At 74.0% G+C, this 22454-nt stretch carries 25 protein-coding genes; 16 read left to right on the top strand and 9 right to left on the bottom strand.

The annotated features are described in order from the left end of the window. Positions 1 to 246: 246 nt before the first annotated feature. Together AB0Q96_RS05080 and AB0Q96_RS05075 are read left to right on the top strand one after the other, a co-directional pair. Positions 247 to 1374, top strand: coding sequence for an alpha/beta hydrolase (locus tag AB0Q96_RS05080; RefSeq protein WP_365321799.1), 1128 nt, complete (start codon positions 247 to 249; stop codon positions 1372 to 1374). Between the two features lie 265 nt (positions 1375 to 1639). Next, on the top strand, positions 1640 to 2929 hold the full coding sequence (locus tag AB0Q96_RS05075; protein WP_365322470.1) for a hypothetical protein: 1290 nt from the start codon (positions 1640 to 1642) through the stop codon (positions 2927 to 2929). Between the two features lie 78 nt (positions 2930 to 3007). On the opposite strand, the gene AB0Q96_RS05070 is transcribed toward AB0Q96_RS05075, so the two are convergent. Continuing rightward, positions 3008 to 3412 carry a VOC family protein gene (locus AB0Q96_RS05070; RefSeq protein ID WP_365321797.1) on the bottom strand — a complete coding sequence of 135 codons (405 nt, stop codon included), beginning with the start codon at positions 3410 to 3412 and terminating at the stop codon, positions 3008 to 3010. A gap of 83 nt (positions 3413 to 3495) precedes the next feature. Continuing rightward, complete coding sequence (locus AB0Q96_RS05065) at positions 3496 to 4386, bottom strand: neutral zinc metallopeptidase (protein WP_365321795.1); 891 nt, start codon at positions 4384 to 4386, stop codon at positions 3496 to 3498. A 210-nt stretch (positions 4387 to 4596) separates the two neighbouring features. Here AB0Q96_RS05065 and AB0Q96_RS05060 point away from each other — a divergent pair, with 210 nt between their 5' ends. The 3 genes from AB0Q96_RS05060 (at position 4597) to AB0Q96_RS05050 (ending at position 7710) form a co-directional block, all read left to right on the top strand. After that, on the top strand, positions 4597 to 6195 hold the full coding sequence (locus tag AB0Q96_RS05060; RefSeq protein WP_365321793.1) for an ABC-F family ATP-binding cassette domain-containing protein: 1599 nt from the start codon (positions 4597 to 4599) through the stop codon (positions 6193 to 6195). Positions 6196 to 6558: 363 nt separating this feature from the next. Beyond that, positions 6559 to 6780 carry a helix-turn-helix domain-containing protein gene (locus AB0Q96_RS05055; RefSeq protein ID WP_006123601.1) on the top strand — a complete coding sequence of 74 codons (222 nt, stop codon included), beginning with the start codon at positions 6559 to 6561 and terminating at the stop codon, positions 6778 to 6780. A 129-nt stretch (positions 6781 to 6909) separates the two neighbouring features. Further along, entirely contained in the window at positions 6910 to 7710 is an 801-nt protein-coding gene (locus tag AB0Q96_RS05050; RefSeq protein ID WP_365321792.1) for an enoyl-CoA hydratase/isomerase family protein, read from the top strand. A gap of 142 nt (positions 7711 to 7852) precedes the next feature. Here the strand turns inward: AB0Q96_RS05050 and AB0Q96_RS05045 are convergent, their stop codons facing one another. Beyond that, a complete protein-coding gene (locus tag AB0Q96_RS05045; RefSeq protein ID WP_365321790.1) occupies positions 7853 to 8503 on the bottom strand; it encodes a hypothetical protein in 651 nt (216 codons plus the stop codon). A 92-nt stretch (positions 8504 to 8595) separates the two neighbouring features. Here AB0Q96_RS05045 and AB0Q96_RS05040 point away from each other — a divergent pair, with 92 nt between their 5' ends. The 5 genes from AB0Q96_RS05040 to amaP are packed head-to-tail and all read left to right on the top strand — an operon-like array spanning position 8596 to position 10899. After that, entirely contained in the window at positions 8596 to 9051 is a 456-nt protein-coding gene (locus tag AB0Q96_RS05040) for an Asp23/Gls24 family envelope stress response protein (protein WP_365321788.1), read from the top strand. A gap of 39 nt (positions 9052 to 9090) precedes the next feature. Continuing rightward, positions 9091 to 9282: a hypothetical protein gene (locus tag AB0Q96_RS05035; RefSeq protein WP_365321787.1), complete on the top strand. Its 192-nt coding sequence runs from the start codon at positions 9091 to 9093 to the stop codon at positions 9280 to 9282. A 6-nt stretch (positions 9283 to 9288) separates the two neighbouring features. Further along, positions 9289 to 9651 carry an Asp23/Gls24 family envelope stress response protein gene (locus AB0Q96_RS05030; protein WP_365321785.1) on the top strand — a complete coding sequence of 121 codons (363 nt, stop codon included), beginning with the start codon at positions 9289 to 9291 and terminating at the stop codon, positions 9649 to 9651. Beyond that, a complete protein-coding gene (locus AB0Q96_RS05025; protein WP_365321783.1) occupies positions 9648 to 10307 on the top strand; it encodes a DUF6286 domain-containing protein in 660 nt (219 codons plus the stop codon). Before AB0Q96_RS05030 ends, AB0Q96_RS05025 begins: the two co-directional genes overlap by 4 nt. A 4-nt stretch (positions 10308 to 10311) precedes the next feature. Then, positions 10312 to 10899, top strand: a complete 588-nt coding sequence (gene amaP / locus AB0Q96_RS05020; RefSeq protein WP_365321781.1) for an alkaline shock response membrane anchor protein AmaP — start codon at positions 10312 to 10314, stop codon at positions 10897 to 10899. A gap of 7 nt (positions 10900 to 10906) precedes the next feature. Here the strand turns inward: amaP and AB0Q96_RS05015 are convergent, their stop codons facing one another. The 6 genes from AB0Q96_RS05015 to AB0Q96_RS04990 all read right to left on the bottom strand — a co-directional run bounded on the left by AB0Q96_RS05015 (position 10907) and on the right by AB0Q96_RS04990 (position 16489). Then, positions 10907 to 11662 carry an SDR family oxidoreductase gene (locus tag AB0Q96_RS05015; RefSeq protein ID WP_365321779.1) on the bottom strand — a complete coding sequence of 252 codons (756 nt, stop codon included), beginning with the start codon at positions 11660 to 11662 and terminating at the stop codon, positions 10907 to 10909. A gap of 4 nt (positions 11663 to 11666) precedes the next feature. Next, complete coding sequence (locus AB0Q96_RS05010) at positions 11667 to 13451, bottom strand: glycoside hydrolase family 15 protein (RefSeq protein WP_365321777.1); 1785 nt, start codon at positions 13449 to 13451, stop codon at positions 11667 to 11669. 39 nt (positions 13452 to 13490) lie between these two features. Next, a complete protein-coding gene (locus AB0Q96_RS05005; RefSeq protein ID WP_365321775.1) occupies positions 13491 to 14294 on the bottom strand; it encodes an SURF1 family protein in 804 nt (267 codons plus the stop codon). A gap of 120 nt (positions 14295 to 14414) precedes the next feature. Beyond that, positions 14415 to 14648, bottom strand: coding sequence for a hypothetical protein (locus AB0Q96_RS05000; RefSeq protein ID WP_329419513.1), 234 nt, complete (start codon positions 14646 to 14648; stop codon positions 14415 to 14417). 64 nt (positions 14649 to 14712) lie between these two features. Beyond that, the gene (locus AB0Q96_RS04995; protein ID WP_365321773.1) at positions 14713 to 15687 is read right to left on the bottom strand and encodes a DEDDh family exonuclease; all 975 of its coding nucleotides are present in this window, start codon (positions 15685 to 15687) and stop codon (positions 14713 to 14715) included. 61 nt (positions 15688 to 15748) lie between these two features. Further along, positions 15749 to 16489, bottom strand: coding sequence for a TetR family transcriptional regulator (locus tag AB0Q96_RS04990; protein ID WP_365321771.1), 741 nt, complete (start codon positions 16487 to 16489; stop codon positions 15749 to 15751). A 98-nt stretch (positions 16490 to 16587) separates the two neighbouring features. On the opposite strand from AB0Q96_RS04990, the gene AB0Q96_RS04985 reads away from it, so the two are divergent. From AB0Q96_RS04985 to AB0Q96_RS04960, 6 genes are all read left to right on the top strand, one after another. Continuing rightward, positions 16588 to 17403: an acetoacetate decarboxylase family protein gene (locus AB0Q96_RS04985; RefSeq protein ID WP_365321768.1), complete on the top strand. Its 816-nt coding sequence runs from the start codon at positions 16588 to 16590 to the stop codon at positions 17401 to 17403. After that, entirely contained in the window at positions 17403 to 18287 is an 885-nt protein-coding gene (locus AB0Q96_RS04980; protein WP_365321766.1) for an SDR family NAD(P)-dependent oxidoreductase, read from the top strand. The genes AB0Q96_RS04985 and AB0Q96_RS04980 overlap by 1 nt, the downstream gene beginning before the upstream one ends. Positions 18288 to 18296: 9 nt before the next feature. Beyond that, complete coding sequence (locus tag AB0Q96_RS04975) at positions 18297 to 19601, top strand: amidohydrolase family protein (RefSeq protein WP_365321764.1); 1305 nt, start codon at positions 18297 to 18299, stop codon at positions 19599 to 19601. Then, on the top strand, positions 19598 to 20863 hold the full coding sequence (locus AB0Q96_RS04970) for an amidohydrolase family protein (protein WP_365321762.1): 1266 nt from the start codon (positions 19598 to 19600) through the stop codon (positions 20861 to 20863). Before AB0Q96_RS04975 ends, AB0Q96_RS04970 begins: the two co-directional genes overlap by 4 nt. Positions 20864 to 20887: 24 nt before the next feature. Continuing rightward, entirely contained in the window at positions 20888 to 21601 is a 714-nt protein-coding gene (locus AB0Q96_RS04965) for a VIT family protein (protein WP_365321760.1), read from the top strand. Positions 21602 to 21732: 131 nt separating this feature from the next. After that, positions 21733 to 22443, top strand: coding sequence for a lysoplasmalogenase (locus AB0Q96_RS04960; RefSeq protein WP_365321758.1), 711 nt, complete (start codon positions 21733 to 21735; stop codon positions 22441 to 22443). Positions 22444 to 22454: the final 11 nt, after the last annotated feature.

The following is a 22454-nucleotide window of genomic DNA, read 5'->3' as shown; positions in this document are numbered from 1 at the left end:
ACGGCACGCCTGTCCACCATGCGGTCAGGGTGCGACCCGGGGTAAGCCCCGCCGTACCGGGACGCATGCGACTCGCACCCCTTCGGCCCCTCTCCGCCCGTTCCGTCCCATGGACCCCCCGGAGCCCGTCGTCGCCCCGCCCGCGCACCCCGTCAGCCGTACGGACGACCCCGCCGGGGAGACCCATGTCACTCGTCAGGGGGCCCGCCGGTGGCAGCCTTCCCGCCCTCTGCCGACACTGGGAGCGTGCGCCCGGCTACAGCGACGGCAGCGGCCGTCACCACAGTGATCGGTGTCGGCGCGGCCGCGGTTGCGGCCGGCCGGTACGCCAGCGACGCCGCCCTGGGGGTGCCGTCAGGGCGCCCCCTCCCGGGCGACCCCAAACTGACCGTGCACGCCACCGGACCCGGCCGGATCACCCTGACCCGCAGCCTGGCCTCCCTGCGCCCCGGCACCTACGGGATCGAGGCCGCCGGACTGCACGCGGTCGTCGGCCCCGTCCTCGACCGGGTCCCGCACACCGCCGACACCGTGGTGCGCCGGCTCGAACGGGTCGAACTCGGCACCCTCTCCACCGGCGCCCGCGTCCGCTTCACCCCCCAGCTGCACTGCGGCACCCCCGAGACCGCCCTCGGCCTGCCCCACGAGGACGTCGAGATCCCCGGCGAACTCGGCAACCTCCCCGCCTGGCTCGTCCCCGGCGCCCACTCCACCTGGGTGATCGCCCTGCACGGCCTCGGCGCCACCCGCGAGCACGCCCTCAACCTGCTCCCCTTCCTCCACCGCCGGCAGGTCCCCGTCCTCGTCCCCGCCTACCGCGGCGACGAGGGCGCCCCCGCCGCCCCCGACGGCCTCGCCCACCTGGGCGACTCCGAGTGGCGCGACGTCGACGCCGCCATCCGCTACGCCGTCCGCCGGGGTGCCGGACAGGTCGTCCTGCACGGCTGGGGCGCGGGCGCCGCGATGGCCCTGCACGCCGCCGCGGGCTCCGGGGTCCGGGACCGGATCCGCGGCCTGGTCCTGGACTCCCCGGTCCTCGACTGGGAGGCGACCCTGCGCAACCTCGCCGCCGCCCGCGGGGTCCCCGGCCCCCTCGTCCCGCTCGCCGTCCGCGCCGCCCAGGGCAGGACCGGCCTGCACGGCGACCGGCTCGCGGAGGCCGCCGACCCCGCCGCGCTGCGCGTGCCGACCCTCGTCTTCCACGGACCCGACGACACGATCGCCCCCTGGGACCGCTCGCAACGGCTGGCCGCCCTCCGCCCCGACCTGGTCACCCTCACCACCGTCGGCAACGCCCCGCACGCGGCCATGTGGAACGCGGACCCGGTCCGCTACGAGGAGGCCCTGCGGCGCTTCATGACGCCGCTCGTCTAGCGGCCGGACGGGGGACTCGTACGGGAACGCGCCGCGCGCGCCGCGCGCCCCGGTCCCGGAGCCGCCGTCCCCCAGCCGTCCCCAGCCGCCCCGGGCCGCCCCGAAGCGTGGACCAATGCACCGGCGTTGCGGATTCCGATTGGGCTTTCGGGCCGTCAGCGGGAAGACTGCCCCCGTGACGTCTCGAAAGCCCGATGAACCATTGGCGCGCAACTCCAGACTCCGACTCGTCCGTCCGCGGGCCCTCGCCACCGCGCGGCGGGCCGTGACGACCCGGCGCACCCGCCCGGCGCCGCGCCCGCCCGAGGGGACACCGCCCCGTGCCGTCCTGGCCGGCCAGGCCCGCGCCGTGCTGGCCGACGCCGTACGCATCGCCCGCTGGGCCGCCGTCGACCGCAACGCCGAGACGGCGCCCCCGGACGTCGTCGACGGGGAACGGGCCGCCGCCGCACTCGCCCTGACGCCCGACCAGGTCCGGGCCGGCTGGGACCGCGCCCGGCTCGCCGGACTCGTCGAACTGCACGGCGACACCGCCCGCCCCGGCTGGCGGCTGCACGCCTGGGACCGCGACGACTCCGCCGTGCTGCGCGGCTGGGTCGCCCTCTTCGACGCCTGGTCGCTGGTCCACCCGGTGCCCGAGGCCGTCGCCCCCGGCGCCGTCGCCGAGGTCGTCGAAGCCGTCCCGCAGGTCCTCTCGCTGCTCCAGCTCTCCGCCGGGCCCGTCCCGGTGCCGACCCTGCTCGACCTGCTCGGGCAGCGCGTCGAGGAGCTGCGCGAGGAGCGCTGCGAGGTTCCGGCCCCCGGCACCGCCGTCGAGACCGCCCCCGCCTCCGAAGGGCTGCCCGCGCTCCTCGACTGGGCCCTGGAGGGACTGGCCGCCGTCGGCGCCCTGACCCTGGGCACCGGCCAGGCCACCCTGACCCCGCTCGGGAACTGGGCGGTCTGGGTCAAGCTGGAGCAGATCTGCGTCGCCGCGCAGAGCCCCGCCGGCAACATCGAGCAGTCCGCCGAGGACATGCTGCGCGGCTGCGCCCGCCTCACCCCGGGCCCGGCCCGCGACGAGTACCGCGCCTGGCTCGCCGCCCGCACCCTCTCCAGCGCCGTCGGCGAGCTCCTCGCCGTGGCCCGCGGCGAGGACGCCCTGCTGCGCGGCCTCGCCTTCGAGGCCCTGCGGGTGGTCGGCGGCCCGGCCGAGCCCGAGGTCCGCGCCGCGCTCACCGAGACCTCGCTGCGCCCGTACGCGCTGCTGTGGCTCGCCGAGTACGAGGGCGCCGACCCCGACGACGCCCCCGAGGTGCTCACCCGGGAGGAGGCGACCTGGCTCTGGGTGGACACCGCCGCGGCCGTCGCCGACCACGGCGAGAGCACCCTGCTCGTACGGCACCTGGAGTCGGCCGTGCAGGGCACCGTCCCCGCGCTGCTCGACGCGGTCAGGGCCGTCGGCCACCCCCGTACCGTCCAGGTCCTGGTCGCGCTCGCCGCGGCGCACCCCGACCCGGCCCTGGCGAAGGCGGTCCGCCGGGCCGCCTTCCAGGTCCACACGGGCGGCGCCTGACCTGCCCGGGTCCCTCCGGCCGATCGACCGGAGGGACCCGCTACCCGCCTCGCCGGTGCGGGCCGCCGGGCGGGGCCGCTACCCGGCCGCGGCGCCGGGGGCGTACGTCCCGAAGCTCCACACGTTGCCCTCGCCGTCCAGGGCCATGTAGTCCCGGGAGCCGTAGTCCTGGTCGGTGGGCGGCATCGCGATCTCGACGCCGTGGGCCACGGCCCGGGCGTGGTGCTCGTCCACGTCCGCGACGCGCACGTAGATCCCCGTCGGGCCGCCGCGGGCCATCAGCTTGTCGAACTGGCTGCCCGAGCCCGCGCTGCCGAGCATCACCATCCCGTTCCCGTACGCGAGCTCCGCGTGCATCACACGCCCGTCCTCGCCCTCGTACACCGCGGTCGCCGTGAAGCCGAACGCCTCGGTGAGCAGCGTGATGGCGGCCTTCGCGTCCTCGTACCGCAGTGTCGGACAGATGTCGGGTGCCTCAGCCATCCCGATCACTTCCTCTCCGGTGATTGATGTGACCTGGATCTCAGTCTGGCAGTCACCACTGACAGGCCGCCGGAGGCCGCCCTTCACCGGAAGGTGTTGCAGCGCGCCGGGTCGCCCGTGCGGTAGCCGGTGGAGAACCACTGCTGCCGCTGCGCCGCCGAGCCGTGCGTCCAGGTCTCGGGCGTCACCCGGCCCTGGAAGCGCTCCTGGATCCGGTCGTCGCCGACCGCCGCGGCGGCGTCCAGACCGTCGCGGATGTCCTCCTCGGTCAACCGGGTCAGCAGCGGCCGGCCGGTTTTGTCGTCGGGGGTGGTCGTCGCGTGCCGCGCCCACACGCCCGCGTAGCAGTCGGCCTGGAGCTCCACCCGTACCGCGTCGGAGTTCGCCCCGGTCCGCCCGTCCTGCGCCTTGGCCAGCGTCCCCATGAGGTTCTGGACGTGGTGCCCGTACTCGTGCGCCACCACGTACGCCTGCGCGAAGGGCCCGCCGGTCGAGCCGAACTTGGTGCGCAGCTCGTCGAAGAAGCCGAGGTCCAGATAGACCCGGCGGTCGCCCGGGCAGTAGAACGGGCCGACGGCCGAGGTCGCCGTGCCGCAGGCGGTGTTCACCCGCTGGGTGAACATCACGGTCGCGGCCGGCGCGTACTGCCGGCCGCGCCGGGCGTACTCGGCCCGCCAGAAGTCCTGCACGCTGTTGACGACCGCCACGATCCGGCAGTCCTCGCGGGCGTTCGCGTCCGCGCCCTTCTTGCAGGTCTGGCTCACCTGGCTCGCGGAGGAGGCCGTCACGGCCGGTTCGTCGCCGCCCGAGGACAGGCCCAGCTGCTCGGGGCCCACCCCGAAGAGCAGGCCCAGGATCAGCGCGATGACGCCGGCGATCCCGCCGCCGATGGTGGCCCTGCCGCCCGGCACCCGGCTGCCGCGGACGTCCTTGACCTCCGAGGTGTCCAGATCGGCGTCGTCGTCGAACTGCATGCCCACCGCCCTCCGCGTTTCTGCCGAGTATCGAGGCTTCCGTCGCCCGTCACCCCTTTTGCGAAGCATGTGAGGTATGCCGCACGGCCGAAAATCAGTTGCAAAGGCCCGTTAGACTGACCGCATGGTCTGTCTCCTCTGGGTGCATTAGCGGCGTCGAAGCCCGCATCAGCCGTCCTTCCGCCCTTCCCACCGCCCTGGAGTCTGTCCGTGATCACCGCTTCCGGAATCGAGCTGCGCGCCGGCGCCCGCGTCCTCATCGAGTCCGCTTCCTTCCGTGTCGCCAAGGGCGACCGCATCGGCCTCGTCGGCCGCAACGGAGCGGGCAAGACCACGCTCACCAAGTGCCTCGCGGGCGAGGGGCAGCCGGCCGGCGGCACCATCACCCGCTCCGGCGAGGTCGGCTACCTGCCGCAGGACCCGCGCACCGGCGACCTCGACGTGCTGGCCCGCGACCGCATCCTGTCGGCCCGCGGCCTCGACACCCTGATCCGCAAGATGCGCCTGAACGAGGAGCGCATCGCCACCGGCGCCGGCGCCACCCGCGACAAGGCGATGCGGCAGTACGAGCGCCAGGAGACCGAGTTCCTCACCAAGGGCGGGTACGCGGCCGAGGCCGAGGCCTCCACCATCTCCGCCGCGCTCGGCCTGCCCGACCGGGTCCTCGGCCAGCCGCTGCACACCCTCTCCGGCGGTCAGCGCCGCCGGATCGAGCTGGCCCGGATCCTCTTCTCCGACGCCGACACCCTGCTCCTCGACGAGCCGACCAACCACCTCGACGCCGACTCGATCGTGTGGCTGCGCGACTACCTGCGGACCTACCGCGGCGGCTTCATCGTGATCTCCCACGACGTCGACCTGGTCGAGACCGTCGTCAACAAGGTCTTCTACCTGGACGCCAACCGCTCCGTGATCGACGTCTACAACATGGGCTGGAAGCTCTACCAGCAGCAGCGCGAGGCCGACGAGAAGCGCCGCAAGCGCGAGCGCCAGAACGCCGAGAAGAAGGCCGCCGCGCTCAACTCGCAGGCCGACAAGATGCGCGCCAAGGCCACCAAGACGGTCGCCGCGCAGAACATGGCCAAGCGCGCCGAGCGCCTGCTGTCGGGCCTGGAGGCGGTCCGCGCCTCCGACAAGGTCGCCAAGCTGCGCTTCCCGGACCCGGCGCCCTGCGGCAAGACCCCGCTCACCGCGGAGGGCCTGTCCAAGTCGTACGGCTCGCTCGAAATCTTCACCGATGTGGACCTGGCCATCGACAAGGGCTCCCGCGTCGTCATCCTCGGCCTCAACGGCGCGGGCAAGACGACCCTGCTCCGCCTCCTCGGCGGGGTCGAGCGGCCCGACACCGGCGAGGTCACCCCGGGCCACGGCCTGAAGCTGGGCTACTACGCGCAGGAGCACGAGACCCTCGACCCCGAGCGCTCCGTCCTGGAGAACATGCGGACGGCCTCGCCCGACCTCGACCTGGTCGAGGTGCGCAAGGTGCTCGGTTCCTTCCTGTTCTCCGGCGACGACGTCGACAAGCCGGCCGGGGTGCTCTCCGGCGGCGAGAAGACCCGGCTCGCGCTCGCGACCCTGGTCGTCTCCTCGGCGAACGTGCTGCTCCTGGACGAGCCCACCAACAACCTCGACCCGGCCAGCCGCGAGGAGATCCTCGGCGCGCTGCGCACCTACAAGGGCGCGGTCGTGCTCGTCACCCACGACGAGGGCGCGGTCGCGGCGCTCGACCCGGAGCGGATCATCCTGCTCCCGGACGGCGTCGAGGACCTGTGGGGCCCGGACTACGCGGACCTGGTCGCCCTGGCCTGACCGGCGCGGACCGGTCCGGCCCGTCCTCGATCGCGGAGTGATCATGCCGGGCTGGATCATTCGGCTCATGGGTGATCCTTCATCTGAGTGAGTGCGTCTCGTACCCCCGGCGCGGGCCCTGCGGAATCCTTCCGCCAGGGCCCGCGCCGTACTGGTGTTCGTGCCGTCTCGCTGACCTGGCACTTCCCTCGCGGAGCGGCTCCGGGGGCACCTCCGGGCACTGCGGAACGACCTATTCCGTTCGTGTCGTTCCCGGCCGTCCGGGCCAAGCCGATGGCACGGACCTTGTCGAATGGGTGGCCAGGAACTCCGGAAGGGGTGATCATGAGAAGTCCAGAGCGCACTTCCCATGAGGAGGCACGGGTGGCCGAGACTCTGAAGAAGGGCAGCCGGGTGACCGGCGCCGCGCGCGACAAGCTCGCGGCAGACCTGAAGAAGAAGTACGACTCCGGTGCGAGCATCCGGGCGCTGGCCGAGGAAACCGGCCGCTCCTACGGATTCGTCCACCGGATGCTCAGCGAGTCCGGAGTCACGCTGCGGGGACGCGGCGGAGCGACCCGGGGCAAGAAGGCGGCCTCGGCCTGACATCGGGGCGGTTCCGCCGGTCCGCCGGATCTCCCGGTGACCACCCGGTCGTCCATGCGGTCGACCGAGTGGTTACTGTGCAGTCACTTAGCAATGGCTGACGTGCTGCACCGGACCGGAGGCGCCCCCATGACTACGCTCGACGACTCTGAGCTCGTTTTCGACAAGGACGGTGTACGGCTCACCGTCGAGGACGCCGTTGCCACGGTGACCCTGACCAACCCGGCGAAGCGCAACGCCCAGTCTCCCGCTCTGTGGCGGGCGTTGACGGAGGCCGGCCGGTCACTCCCGGGCAGCGTGCGGGTCGTGGTCCTGCGCGGCGAGGGCAAGTCCTTCTCCGCGGGCCTCGACCGGCAGGCGTTCACGCCTGAGGGCTTCGACGGAGAGCCTTCCTTCCTGGAGATGGCGCGCGGGTCCGAGGAGGACCTCGACGCGCTCATCGCCGAGTACCAGGAGGCGTTCACCTGGTGGCGCCGCAGCGACATCCTGTCGATCGCGGCCGTCCAGGGGCACGCCATCGGCGCCGGCTTCCAGCTGGCGCTCGCCTGCGACCTGCGGGTCGTCGCCGACGACGTGCAGTTCGCCATGCGCGAGACCAGCCTGGGCCTGGTGCCGGACCTCACCGGCACGCACCCCCTCGTCTCCCTCGTGGGCTACGCCCGCGCGCTGGAGATCTGCGCCACCGGCCGGTTCGTCCACGCCGAGGAGGCCGAGCGCACCGGCCTGGCCAACATCGCCGTGCCCGTCGCCGAACTCGACGCCGCCGTACGGGACCTCAGCGCCGCGCTGCTCGCCGCGCCGCGCTCCGCCGTCATCGAGACCAAGGCGCTGCTCCAGGGCGCCTCGGGCCGCTCGTACGAGGAGCAGCGCACCGCCGAGCGCGCCGCCCAGGCCCGCCGGCTGCGCGACCTCGCGGGCCTCGGCGACTGACCTCCCTTCCCGGGGTACCCCCGCCGGGTCCGGGTGTCTTTGACCTCCTTCTCGGGGCACTCCCGCCGGGTCTGGGCGTCACTGCCCTTCCCTCTCGGGGCACCCCCGCCGGGTCCGGGCGTCGGGGCGCCCCTTCCGGGCCTCAGCGCAGCTCCGACACCACCACCGTGACCGTCGTCGCCTCCGGGGCGGCGGCGGTCACGGCCGTCCGGACGGCGCGGGCCACGTCCAGGGCCCGCCGGCCCGCCGTCACCGCCAGTTCGAGGCGCAGATCCCCGGCCGTGCGCAGGACCGGGCCCCCGTACGCGTCGGTGAGGGCGGCCACGCCCGCCACCGTGAGCGCGGCCAGGGCCGCCGGGTCCTCGGGGGCGGGCGGCGAGGTTCGCCCGGGCGGCGGAGCGGGGGCCATCGGATCCGGGGCCGCGTCGAGCAGCTCCGTGACCCGAAGGTCCACCCCCGCCACCACCAGGCCGAACGCCTCCTCGGCCGCCCCGAGCAGCGCCGTCCGCAGCCGTCCGGCCAGCTCCGGCAGCGGCCGTCCCGCGACCGCCGCGAACTCCACCGCGATCCCCAGCTCCCCGGGCGGCAGCCCGCCCGGCGGCACCGGGAACGGCGTCCCGGCCGCCGCCACGGCGAGCCGGAACCTCGGCGGCTCCGGCGCCGTCCCCCGTACCGCCCGCGCCGCGTCGGCCAGCACCTCCCGCACCGCGCGCTCCGCGATCCAGGCCCCGTCCTCCGGCGCGCCGAGCGGCAGCAGCCGGTCCGTCGCGCGCCCCATGTCCACCGTCGTCATCGCCCCAGCCTGCCGCATCCCCGGCGCGAGACCGGGCAAGCGCCCTTAGTGTGGGCAAATAAGGCAAAAGCCTCACGGAAGGATGGCTGGTGATGGCTGACAGCACGCATTCCGACCAGCAGAGCCCGGTGATCAAGCGCGGCGGCGGCGACCCCGCCTCCCGGGGGCGGACGACGATCGCGGACGGGGTCGTCGAGAAGATCGCCGGTCTCGCCGCCCGCGACGTCGTCGGCGTCCACGCCATGGGCAGCGGACTCTCCCGCACCCTCGGCGCCGTCCGGGATCGCGTCCCCGGCGGGGGCGGCGGCAAGTCGGGCGTCACCCGGGGCGTGAAGGCCGAGGTCGGCGAGGTACAGACCGCCCTCGACCTGGAGATCGTCGTCGACTACGGCGTCTCCATCTCCGACGTGGCCGGCGCCGTACGCGAGAACGTGATCGCCGCCGTCGAGCGCATGACCGGCCTGGAGGTCGTCGAGGTCAACATCGCCGTCAGCGACGTCAAGCTGCCGGACGAAGAGGACGAGGAGCCGGAGTCGCGGCTCCAGTAGCCGACGGCACGACGGCACGACGACGGAAAGGGCTCAACCATGAGCATGGCGGTGGTCGGCCTGGTGGCCGGCATGGCGCTCGGCTTCGCCGGGTACTTCGGCGGCTTCGGCGCGTTCCTCCTGGTCGCCGCGCTGGGGGCGATCGGCTTCATCGCCGGCCGCTTCCTCGACGGGGACCTGGAGTTCGGCGACCTCTTCCGGGGCCGCGACCACGGCGACCGGCGGAGGTGACCCGGGTTGGCAGCGGACCTGGCCCGGGACCGGGTGGGGGCGGCCGCCCGGGGCGCGACCACGGTCGCCGACCGCGTCGTCGCGAAGATCGCCGCCCAGGCGGCCCGTGAGGCGCTCGACCACATCCCCAAGGGCGGCTCCAAGCCGCACGCCTCGGTGGTCGTGCACCGGGACAGCGCCCGGGTCTCGGTGAGCCTCGAACTCCCCTACCCCTCCGACATCGGACGCCAGTGCGGCGCCGTCCGGGGCCGGGTCCGCCACCGCGTGGAGGAACTCGCCGGCCTGGAGGTCCACGAGGTCTCCGTCCACGTGGAGAAGCTGCACTCCGCGCACACCGCGCACGAGAAGGCCCGGGAGCGCCTGCGATGACCACCGGCCCCGCACCCGGACCGGCCCCGGAGGACCCGGGCTCCGGCTCCGGTCCCGTACTCACGGACCCCGTCCCGGCCGACGCCCGGGACGACCCCTCCGGCCCGCAGCCGCCGGGGCGGCGCTTCTGGGCCGTGCGGCGGATCCCCGCCGCCGTCCTCGCCGCCGTCCTGCTCGGCGCCGCCGGACTGCTCCTGTACGACGTGGCGGCCGTCCGGGCCGAGCACGCCGCCATGGCCTGGCGCCGCTCCCTCGCAGACGGCCTCGCCACCCACCGGCTCGACGACACCTGGGTACTCGTCGGCGCGGGCGTCGCCGTGGCCCTCGGGCTCTGGCTGCTGCTGCTCGCCCTCACCCCGGGCCTGCGCGCCGTCCTGCCGATGCGCCGCGAACACCCCGACCTCCGGGCCGGACTCGACCGCGAGGCCGCCGCGCTCGCCCTGCGCGACCGCGCCATGGAGGTGTCCGGCGTGCAGTCCGTGCGGGTCAAGGTGGGCCGGGCCAAGGCGGCCGTCCGGGCGGTCTCGCACTTCCGAGCGCTCGACGAGGTCCGTTCCGACCTGGAGAGCGTCCTCACCACCGGCATCGACGAGCTCGGCCTCGCCCGTCCGCCGGCCCTGACGGTACGGGTGGCCAGGCCGCCCAGGAAGGGGTGACGGCGTGACCGTCGTGCTCCGGCGCGTCAACCGGATCGTGCTCGCCCTCACGGGACTGCTGCTCGTGGTGGGCGGCGGCGCCGCCCTCGCGGCCGGCCTCGGTCTGTCCCTGCCGTCCTGGTGGCCCTGGTCGGGCCCCGACGACGTGCTGCTCAGCAAGGCCGAGCGGCAGCACTGGCGCGCCGAGAGCTGGTGGTGGCCCGTGGTCATCGCCGTGCTCGGGCTCGTCGTGCTGCTCGCCCTGTGGTGGCTGATCGCCCAGTTCCGGCGGGCCCGGCTCGCCGAGGTGCTGGTCGACAGCGGCGACGGCGAGGAGGCCGTGCTGCGCGGCCGGGCCCTGGAAGCCGTCCTGGAGGCCGACGCCGCCGCCCAGGAGGGCGTCGCCCGGGCCCGGGTCTCGCTCACCGGCCGCCGCGCCGCCCCCCGTACCCGCGTCGCGCTCCTCCTGGAGCCGTACGCCGCCCCGGCCGAGGCGCTGACCACCCTCGCCGCCCAGGCCCTGGGCAACGCCCGCACCTCGGCCGGGCTGCCCGCCCTGCCGACCGAGGCCCGCCTGCGGGCGGTCAAGCACCGCGCCCGCAGGGTCAACTGATCCGGCCTCAGAAGCCGCTGCGCGCCCCGCCGTCCACCGGCAGCATCACGCCCGTCAGGTACGAGGCGGCGGGGGAGAGCAGGAACGCGGCCGTGCGGCCGAACTCCTCCGGGGTGCCGTAACGGCGCAGCGGGATCCGCGCCTCGTTCGCCGCGCGGGCCGCGTCGGCGTCCCCGGACAGCGCGTCGAGCGAGCGGACCCGGTCGGTGTCGATCCGGCTCGGCAGCAGGCCGATCACCCGGATGCCGCGCGGGCCCAGGTCGTTGGCGAGCGACTTGGCGAAGCCGGCCAGGCCGGGCCGCAGCCCGTTGGAGATGGTCAGGCCCGGGATCGGCTCGTGCACCGAGCCGGACAGCACGAAGCCGATGACCCCGCCCTCCGGCAGCACCTCCGCCGCCGCGCGGGCGAGCCGCACCGCGCCCAGGAAGACCGCGTCGAAGGCGGCCGCCCACTGCTCGTCCGTGTTGTCCGCGGCGAAGCCGGGCGCCGGGCCGCCGACGCTGATCAGCACCCCGTCGACACCGCCGAACCGCGCCCGCGCCTCCGTGAACAGCCGCTCCGGGGTCTCCGCGTCGGCGTTGTCGGCGGCGACGCCCGCCGCGCCCGGGCCGAGCTCGGCCACCGCCGCGGCGACCGAGCCCTCCTCGCGCCCGGTCAGCAGCACCTTCGCGCCCTCGGCGAGCAGCGCCTCCGCGGAGGCCCGGCCGAGCCCTCGCGTCGCGCCGGTCACCACGTACACACGGTCCTTCAGTCCAAGATCCATGGACCTATCCTGCCGTCTCCTGCGCGGCCAGCGCGAGGGCGGTGCCCACCAGTCCGATGTGGCTGAAGGCCTGCGGGAAGTTCCCCAGCTGCCGGCCCGTCGCCGGGTCGTACTCCTCCGCGAGCAGCCCCACGTCGCTGCACAGCCCGATCAGCCGCTCGAACAGCTCGCGGGCCTCCTCCGTCCGCCCGGTCAGCCGCAGCGCGTCCGCCAGCCAGAAGGAGCAGACCAGGAAGGTGCCCTCCTCGCCCGGCAGCCCGTCCACCGAGGCGCCCTCCGTCGAGTAGCGCCGCACGAAGCCGTCCTGGGTCAGCTCCGCACGGACCGCGTCGACCGTCCCCCGCACCCGAGGATCCTCCGGTGGCAGGAACCCGACCTGGGGGATCAGCAGCGTCGCCGCGTCCAGCTCGCGCGAGCCGTACGCCTGGGTGAACGTGTTGCGCACCGGGTCGTACCCCTTGGCGCACACCTCCGCGTGGATCTCGTCCCGCATCGCCCGCCAGCGCGCCGGGTCGCCCGGCAGCGTCGGTTCGGCCTCCAGGGTGCGCACCGCCCGGTCGGCCGCCACCCAGGCCATCACCTTGGAGTGCACGAAGTGCCGGCGCGGGCCGCGGACCTCCCACAGCCCCTCGTCGGGCTCCCGCCAGGTCGACTCCAGGAAGCCGAGCAGGCTCAGCTGGAGGTTCCAGGCGTGCCGCTCGGCGGGGATCCCGGCCTCGCGGGCGCGGCTGAGCGAGTCCATCACCTCGCCGTACACGTCGAGCTGGAACTGCTCCACGGCCGCGTTCCCGATCCGCACCGGCGCGGAGTCGGCGTAGCCGCGCAGCCACGGCAGGGTCGTCTCGGGCAGCCGCCGCTCGCCCGCCGGCCCGTACATGATCTGGAGATCGGCCGGGTCGCCGGCCACCGCCCGCAGCAGCCAGTCCCGCCAGGCCGCCGCCTCCTCGATGTACCCGGCGGAGAGCAGCGCGCCGAGGGTGAGGGAGGAGTCGCGCAGCCAGCAGGCCCGGTAGTCCCAGTTGCGGACCCCGCCGACCTCCTCGGGCAGCGAGGTCGTCGCGGCGGCCACGATGCCGCCGGTCGGGGCGTAGGTGAGCGCCTTCAGGGTGATCAGCGAGCGCACCACGGTGTCCCGGTAGGGGCCCTGGTAGGTGCAGCGGGCCGCCCACTCCTTCCAGTCCGCGAGCGTCTGTTCCAGCGCCTCGAAGGGGTCGACGAGGTCCGGGCGCGGCTGGTGGGAGGGGTGCCAGGTGAGGACGAAGGCGACCTCCTCGCCCGCGCCGACGGTGAACGACGAGCAGGTCGCGAACTGCTGCCCCCAGGTCTTCACCGGCGGCTCGCTGCGCAGCCATACCGAGTCGGGTCCGGCGACCGCCACGCGGTGGCCCTCGGCCCGCCGCACCCACGGCACGATCGAGCCGTAGTCGAAGCGCAGCCGCAGCGCCGCGCTCATCTCCACGCTCCCGCTGACCCCCCGCACGATCCGCATCAGGTCGGGGGCCTCGTCGCGCTGCGGCATGAAGTCGACGACGTCGACGGTGCCCGTACGGGTCTCCCAACGGGTCTCCAGGACCAGGGTGTCCTCGACGTAGCGGCGGCTCGTACAGGTGGTGGCGCCCTTGGGCGCGATCCGCCAGTGCCCGTTGTCCTCGTCGCCGAGGAGGGCGGCGAAGCAGGCGGCCGAGTCGAAGCGCGGCAGACACAGCCAGTCGACCGATCCGTCGCGGCCGACGAGCGCGGCGGTCTGGAGGTCGCCGATGAGGGCGTAGGCCTCGATACGTTGCGTCACGCTTTGGGCTGTTCCCGGAAGCGGCGGACGTCAATCAGTTCAGGCGCTGGCCCCGGCCGGCTCGGGCGTGCCGTCCGTCACTCCGGCGCCCTCCTCCGCCGCCTGCCGGTCGCGCTTCTCGCGCCGCACCAGGATCACCCAGCCGACCGGTACGCCGGCCGTGAAGAGCCACCACTGGACGGCGTACGCCATGTGCGCGCCGATCGAGTCGTGGTCGGGCTCGGGAATCGTCTCGGGCGAGCCGTCGGCCGGCTCGGGCGCGGTCTGCTCGATGTACCCGCCGAGCACCGTGCGGCCGAGCAGGGCGGCCTGCTGCTCGCTGTTGATCAGCATGACCTGACGGTCGGGCAGGCCCTTGAGGTCCTTGATGCCGCTGGCCCCGGTCGTCTCGTCGGCCTTGAGCCGTCCGGTGACCGTGACCTCGCCGCGCGGGGCGGGCGGCACCTTGGGGAAGGAGTGCTGGTCGTCGGCGGCGGGCACCCAGCCGCGGTTGACCATGACCACCTTGCCGTCCGCGAGGACCAGCGGGGTCAGGACGTGCACGCCGACCCGGTCGTCGGCGGAGGTGCGCCGGCGCACGACGACCTCGTGGGCGGTGTCGAAGGTCCCGGTGGCGGTCACCTGGCGCCAGTAGTCGGCGCGCGGGACGGTGTGCCCCGGGGAGGTCAGCTCCTCGACGGGGACGGACGGGGCCCGCAGGTTGTCCGCGATCAGCGCGTTCTGGGCGACCCGGCGTTCGTGCCGGTGGAACTGCCAGAAGCCCAGCTCGATCATCACGGGGATGAGGACGAGGGCGACGAGGGTGAGGATCACCCACTGCCGGGACAACAGGAAGCGGTACACGTCCTTGACGGTACAACGTGGTGATGGCCCCCCTCGCGGCGGGGCCGGAGGGGGAATCCCCGCGCGGGCGGGGAGCCGCGTCGGACGCGTACCCGGTCCGACGACCCCGCGGCGGTGGCGTCACACCTTGTCGACGATCCCCGCCTTCCCCTCCGCGCGGGCGCAGTGCGCGCCGCAGTACCAGTTGCCCTCGACCTCGACGCCCTGGCCGATGATCTGGACCCGGCAGTGTTCGCAGATGGGCGCCATGCGGTGGATGGCGCAGGAGAAGCAGTCGAAGACGTGCACCGCGCCCTGCGCGTGCACCTCGAAGGACATCCCGTAATCGTTTCCGCAGACCTCGCAACGTGCCATGCGCCACAGGGTGGGGCCGGCGGCGGGCGACGGGCGGGCGGCGCGCCCGGTCCGCCCCGGCCCGTCACTCGTCTGCCGGGGTCACGTCCCGCAGCAGCTGGGTGTACGCGGCCTCGTCGACGACCGGTGTGCCGAAGGCCTTGGCCTTCACGGTCTTGGAGGTGGCCGAGTCGGGGTCGTTGGTCACGAGGAGGCTGGTGACCCGGGACACACTGGTCGCCACGTGCAGCCCCGCCTCGACGGTGCGGTCCTCCAGGAGCTCGCGGTCGATGGAGGTGTCGCCGGAGAACGCCACCCGCATGCCCTGCTTGAGCGGCTTGTCGGAGGTGTAGCGCCCCGGGTTCGGGTACGGGCACGCCGGGCGCTTCCGCGAGGGCCGCCAGCTGTTCCCCCGGTAGGAGGCCTGGTATCCGATCCGCGGCTGGGCCGGGGCGGAGGCCCACTCGGTCAGCGGCCGGCACTCCAGCAGCGGCAGCCGCACGTTCCGCTCGGCGGCGGCGTGCAGGCTGGGGCGGAACGCCTCCGCGAGCACCCGGGCGTCGTCCAGCGCGTTGTGCGCCCGCTGCTGGACCACGCCGAAGTGCGCGGCGAGCGACTCCAGCTTGTGGTTGGGCAGCGGCAGCGCCAGCTCCTTGGAGAGCGCGATGGTGCACAGCCGCTGCCGCACCGGCGCCGTCCGCTCGGCCCGCGCGTACTCGCGCGCGATCATCTGCCAGTCGAACATCGCGTTGTGCGCGACGAGCACCCGGCCGTCGAGCCGGGCCGAGAACTCCTCGGCGATCGCTGGGAAGAGCGGCGCGTCCGCCAGCACGTCGCTGGTCAGCCCGTGGATCCACACCGGCCCGGGGTCCCGCTCGGGATTGACGAGCGTGTACCAGTGGTCCTCGACGTTCCCCTGGGCGTCGAGCCGGTAGACGGCAGCGGAGACTATCCGGTCGTCGCGGGCGAGGCCGGTGGTCTCCACGTCGACGACCGCGTACCCCTGTGGGTAGGCGGTCGGCCACGTCGCTGCGGTCGTAAGGTCGTCGAGCATGGTCACTGAGAATACGGGCCGCCAGTGACACTCCCGCTCCCGGTGCCCCTTCAGTGGCCGGAACCGGTCACCGCGTTGACGGCTCGGAACCGGTGTGCGGGCCGCCGCGGGCCCGGCCGCGGGGGCGGTCGCCGCCGCTGTCGCGGCTGCCGTCGTGCGTGCCCAGCAACCCCGCCACCAGTGCCCGTACCCCCGCCGTGAAGAGCCGTTCGGTGTCGACGGGGGCGGCCAGGGCGCGGGCCAGGGCGGGGTCCTCGTCGGCGGGGGAGGGGGGTGTCGGGGCGGGGGTGCCCGTGGTGGTGGCGGGTGCCCACAGTTCGGTCTCGGCGGGGGACTGGGCCGGGGAGCGTTCGCGGTTGCGTTCCACCAGGACGTGGCCGACGACCTGGAACTGGACCGCCCGCACCAGTTCGGCCGCCCGGGCGCCGCGCAATCCGGCCGCGTGGGCCTCGTGGATCAGGGCGCGCTGGGCGGGCAGGAACATCTGCTCCGTCAGGCCGCGTTCGTGGACCATCGCCACCAGGTGCGGGCGGTCCCGCAGCGCGCGGCGCAGCAGGCGGGCCACCGAGACGATGCGTTCGGCGGGGTCCGCGCCGTGCGGGCGCAGCGTGCCGAGGTCGGCGACCGTGCGCTCGACGAGCGCGTCGAGCAGGGACTCGCGGTTGCCGACGTGCCAGTAGATCGAGGTCACCGCGGTGCCGAGCTCGGCGGCGAGCCGGCGCATGGTGAGGGCCGTCGGGCCGTGCTCCTTCACCAGGGCGGCGGCGGTGTCCAGTACCTGGTCGCGGCTCAATGCGGTGCGTGCCATCGGGTCCCCCAACTCCTTTGCGTGCACGGCTCTTTACCCTTCCGGGCCGTCGGTGTAACTGTGTTACAGGCCGATACGTTCCCGAAAGGCGGTACGTCATGGCACGAGTACGGTACGGGGCGCGCACCGAGGCGGAGATCGCCGCGACCCGCGAGAAGAGCGCGGGGCTCCCCGACATCTGGTCCACCGGAGTGGTCGCCGTCTGGGAGACCGACCCCGACGTCGTGGCGGCCGTCCTGCCGCCCCCGCTCAAGCCCACCGCGCGCCCGCTGGTGCGCGCCAACATCAGCAAGGTCGACCTGCCCGGCTACCCCCTTGGCGCCGGGTCCGTCGCCGTCGCCGCCGCCCACGGCGACCAGGAGGGCTGGTACCCGCTGGTCATGCCGATGACCCACGAGCGGGCCCTGACCGGCGGGCGGGAGGTCTTCGGCGAGCCGAAGAAGCTGGGCGAGGTGCTCGTCGAGCGCGACGGGCTCACGGTCCGGGCCTCGCTCGCCCGGCACGGCATCGCCTTCGTCGAGGTGCGCGGCGCCGTCTCCGGCGATCTCCCGCTGCCCGAGCCGGTCGAGAAGACCGACTTCTACTTCAAGTTCCTGCCGTCCGTGGACGGCGCGGGCACCGGCTTCGACACCGACCCCGTCCTCGTCCACTGCGTCCGCAACGAGAAGGTGCGGCGCCTGGAGCGGGTCACCGGCGACATCGTGCTGCGCGAGTCGATGTACGACCCGGTCGCCGACCTCCCGGTGCGCCGGCTCGTCGAGATCACCATCGGCGAGAAGACCACCGACCAGAAGGGGCGGGTCGTCGAACGGGTCAGCGCCCAGGCCCTGCTGCCCTACGTTCACCAGCGGTACGACGACCCGCGGCAGATCCTCGACGCGCCGCCCGAGGGCTCCGTGGAAGGGCGTGCCTGATGGAGCTGCGACAGGGACAGGTCGCCGTCGTCACCGGCGCGGCCGGCGGCATCGGCCTCGCGATGGCCCGCCGCTTCGCCGCCGAGGGTCTCGCCGTCGTCCTCGGAGACGTCGAGGAGGGCGCGCTGGCCAAGGCCGCCGAGGAGCTGATGGCGGGCGGGGCGCAGATCCTCGCCCGTACCGTCGACGTCAGCGAGCCCGACTCCGTGCGGGCCCTCGCCGACGCCGCGTACGACACCTTCGGCGCCGTCCACGTGCTGTGCAACAACGCGGGCGTCGGCTCCGGCGCCGAGGGCCGCATGTGGGAGCACGAGCCCAACGACTGGAAGTGGGCCTTCGCCGTCAACGTGTGGGGCGTCTTCCACGGCATCCAGGCCTTCCTCCCGCGCATGCTCGCGGGCGGCGAGCCCGGCCACGTCGTCAACACCTCCTCCGGTGACGGCGGCATCGCCCCGCTGCCGACGGCCTCCGTGTACGCCGTCACCAAGTCGGCCGTCGTCACCATGACCGAGTCGCTCTACGCGCACCTGAGGGCGGAGCGGGCGGCGGTCGGCGCCTCCGTCCTCTTCCCCGGCCCGCACATGCTCCGCACCGGGCTGTGGGAGTCGCACCGCAACCGGCCCGAGCGGTTCGCCAAGGAGCGCCCGCGCAGGACGCCGTACCGCAGTCTCGACCAGTGGGAGTCGGCCATGAAGGAGGCCGGGCACGAGATCGCGTTCACCCCGGTCGAGGAGGTCGCCGAGCACGTCGTGGACGGCATCCGGGCCGACCGCTTCTGGATGCTCCCGGCGAGCGAGCACAGCGACCGGCAGATCAGGGCGCGCTCGCAGTCGATGCTCGACCGCGCCAACCCGTCGTACCTGGAGAGCTTCATCCTCGACTGAGGGGCCGTGATGACCGCTTCGAACGAGCCGAACGACCCGAACGACCCGTACCTGATCATCTCCTCCGACTGTCACGCCGGCCTGCCCACCGAGGAGTACCGGCCCTATCTCGACTCCCGCTTCCACCGCGACTTCGACGAGTTCCTCGCCGGGCGCGAGGCCCGCCGCGAGGCCATGACCCGGCTCGGGGTGCGCAACGAGGCGTTCGCCGACAAGTGGTTCCGCGACAACGAGGAAGGGCTGCGCGGCGGCTGGGACTCCGCCCAGCGGCTCAAGGAGCTTGACGGCGACGGGGTGGCCGCCGAGGTCGTGTTCCCCGACGCGGACGCCGTCGACAGCCAGACCGCCGCGCCCTTCGGCGTCGGGCTCGGGCTCTCCGGCGACCAGGACCCGGAGCTCGGCATGGCGGGCGCCAAGGCGCACAACCGCTGGCTCGCCGACTTCGTCTCCCGCAACCCCGAGCGCCACTGCGGGGTCGCGCTGCTGCCCGTCACCGCCGACCCGGCCGAGGTCGTCGCCGAGATCCACCGGGCCAAGGAGTCCGGGCTCGGCGCCCTGATGATCCCCTCCATGTGGGTGGACAAGGCGCCCTACCACGACCGGCGTTACGACCCGGTGTGGGCGGCGGCGGCGGAGACCGGGATGCCGGTGGTGACCCACTCGGGGGCGGCGCCGCGCGAGGAGTACGGCGACCACCTCGGCATCTACGTCTCCGAGGTGACGTTCTGGCCGGCCCGGCCGCTGTGGTTCCTGCTCTGGTCCGGGGTCTTCGAGCGGCACCCGGGGCTGCGGTTCGGCGTCGCCGAGTCCGGCTGCTGGTGGCTGCCGAACCTGCTGTGGTTCATGGACCGCCTCTACCTGGGCGCGCACGGCGGAAAGAAACTGTCCCCCTTCGCCGAGTTGAAGAGGCCGCCCAGCGAGTACCTCGACCGCCAGATGTTCGTCTGCGCCACCAACACCAAGCGGCGTGAGCTGGCGCAGCGGTACGAGATCGGCGTCGACAACATCCTGTGGGGCTCCGACTTCCCGCACCCCGAGGGCACCTGGCCGAACACGCGCACCTGGCTGCGGAACACCTTCCACGACATCCCGGTGGCGGAGACCCGGCGGATGCTCGGCCTCGCGGCGGCGGAGGTCTTCGGATTCGATGTCCAGAAATTGGATCCGATCGCCCGGCGCATCGGTCCCACCCCCGCCGAGCTCGGCCAGTCCGCCGACCAGGCGGCGGTGGAGGCGTCCTGGGCGCGCTCCAGGGACGTCGGCCGGCACTGGCTGACGGAGCACGATTTCCCCGTGCTGGGGGTGACCCCGTGACCCCGGACCCCGTCACCTCGGACCCCGCGGCCTCCGTCCCCGACCGCTACACCGTCGTCTCCGCCGACTGCCACGCCGGCGCCGACCTCCTCGACTACCGGCCGTACCTGGAGAAGCGGCACCACGAGGACTTCGACGCCTGGGCGGCGACCTACGTCAACCCGTACGAGGACCTGCTCGCCGACACCGCCGACCGCAACTGGAACTCGCAGCGCCGGCTGCGGGAGCTGGAGGCGGACGGGATCGTCGCCGAGGTCGTCTTCCCCAACACCATCCCGCCGTTCTTCCCCAAGGCGTCCCTGATGGCCCAGCCGCCCACGCGGAGCGAGTACGAGCGGCGGTGGGCCGGACTCCAGGCGCACAACCGCTGGCTCGCCGACTTCTGCGCGGACGCTCCCGGGCGGCGCGCGGGGGTGGCACAGATCCTGCTCAACGACGTGGACGCGGCGGTCGCGGAGATCCGGCGCACCCGCGAGGCGGGGCTGACCGGCGGCATCCTGCTGCCGGGCGTGCCGCCGGGATCGCCCGTGCCCGAGCTGTACGCGGAGGAGTACGACCCGATCTGGGCGGTCTGCGCGGAGCTGGACGTCCCCGTCAACCACCATGGCGGCTCCGCGTCGCCGCCGCTGGGGGACGAGCCGGCCGCGCGGGCGGTGTTCATGGTGGAGACGACCTGGTTCTCGCACCGCGCGCTGTGGCACCTGATCTTCGGCGGGGCGTTCCGGCGCCACCCGGACCTGAAACTGGTCCTGACGGAGCAGGGTTCGGGGTGGATCCCGGGCGTGCTGCGGATGCTGGACTACTACCACGACCGGCTGGTGGCGGCGTCGACGAGGGCCTCGACGGCCGAGTCGAAGTTCGGCGCGGGTCTGGCGGCCTCGATGGGCAAGGGCCCGAGCGCGGTCTGGCGGGACAACTGCTTCGTCGGCGCCAGCTTCATGCGCCCCCACGAGGTGCCGCTGCGCGACCGGATCGGCCTCGACAAGATCATGTGGGGCAGCGACTACCCGCACGACGAGGGCACCACGCCCTACTCGCGGGAGGGCCTGCGGATCGCGTACGCGGGCCTGCCGCGGGAGGAGGTCGCCGCGATGGTCGGCGGCAACGCGGCCCGCGTCTACGGCTTCGACCTGCGCCTCCTCGACGCCCTGGCCGCCGTCCACGGCCCGACCGTCGAGGAGATCGCCGAGCCCCTGAAGGAGGTCCCGGCGGGCGCCACCAGCCCCGCGTTCGCGCTGGGCGGGTCGGTCCGCGTCTGGTGAACCGCCGGATGCGACCCTCCTGACGTGACCGAAACCCCCGCACACGACGAGGCCCACGGCGGTGGCCTCGGCTCCCGTCTCAACTGGCTCCGGGCCGCCGTGCTCGGAGCCAACGACGGAGTCGTCTCCACCGCGGGCCTCGTCGTCGGCGTGGCGGGCGCCTCCGACTCCCAGTCCGCGCTGCTCACGGCCGGCCTCTCCGGCCTCCTCGCCGGCTCGATGTCGATGGCCGCGGGGGAGTACGTCTCGGTCTCCACCCAGCGCGACTCCGAGGTGGCCGCCCTCGCCCAGGAACGTCGCGAACTGCGCGAGCGGCCCGAGGCCGAACTCGACGAGCTCACCGGACTCCTCACCGCCCGCGGCCTCTCCGCGGACGTCGCCCGCGAGGCCGCCGAACAGCTCACCGCCCGCGACGCCCTGCGCGCCCACGCCCGCGTGGAACTGGGCATCGACCCCGACGCCCTCACCAACCCCTGGCACGCCGCCGGCGCCAGCTTCCTCGCCTTCACGGTCGGCGCCCTGCTCCCGCTCCTCGCGATCGTCCTGCCCCCGCCCGCCACCCGCCTCTGGATCACCGTCCTCTCCGTCCTCGCCGCCCTCACCCTCACCGGCTGGTGGAGCGCCCGCCTCGGTGCCGCCCCGCCCACCCGGGCCATCCTCCGCAACGTGAGCGGCGGCGCCCTGGCGATGGGCGTCACCTACGCGGCGGGCTCGCTGCTGGGGGCGACGGGGGTGTGAGGGGCACGCCGGACGCCCTACCGGGAGCGGGACCTTGTGAGAACCGGCCAAACCCTGCTGACAACTCGTCTCGCATACTTGTCGGTAATCACGTCTAGCCGTCCCCCACCCCCGGCCCTACCGTCGTCGACATGCCCCACCTGCTCGATGTGCCGCACCCCGACGAGGACGCCGCGCCGGGAGCCCGGCGCCCGAGCCGGGTCCGGCGGACGCTCCTCGCCGCCCTCCTCCTCGCCGTCCTCGTCGACCTCGGCTCCCTCCTCCTCGGCGCCGAGCTCGGGCACCAGGTCGCCAAGCCCCTGCTCATGCCGCTCCTCGCCGGGTACGCGGTCAGCCGGCGGGCGCCCCGGGCCCTGGTCGCCGGGCTGCTGTTCGGGTGGGGCGGGGACGTGTTCCTGCTCTCCGACGCCGACTGGGCGTTCCTCGTCGGGATGGGGTCCTTCGCCGTCGGGCACGTCTGCTACCTGGTGCTCTTCGGGCGGCGGCGGACGGGCGCCGCGCCGGGGGTCGCGTACGGCATCGCCCTGCTCGGCACGGTGGCGGCACTGTGGCCCGGGCTCCCGGACGACCTGCGGATCCCCGTCGCCGGGTACTCGCTCCTGCTGACGGCGATGGCCTACCGGTCCGGCGCGCTCGGCCCGCTCGCCGGGGCGGGCGGCGCGCTCTTCCTGCTCTCCGACAGCCTCATCGCCACCGGTGTCGCCGGCTGGCCGCAGCTGCCCGCGCCCGATTTCTGGGTCATGCTGACGTACATCGCGGCGCAGTGGCTGCTGACCGAGGGAACGCTCAGGGCAACGTACGGTGACCGTCGTACAAAAGCCGTGAACAGCGATGTACGGTGAACGTCGTACAA

The sequence above is a fragment of the Streptomyces sp. NPDC093111 genome, from assembly GCF_040683955.1.
GTDB lineage: Bacteria > Actinomycetota > Actinomycetes > Streptomycetales > Streptomycetaceae > Streptomyces.
Note: the sequence above shows the minus strand (reverse complement) of the source record. Positions and strands in the feature narration are given on the sequence as shown.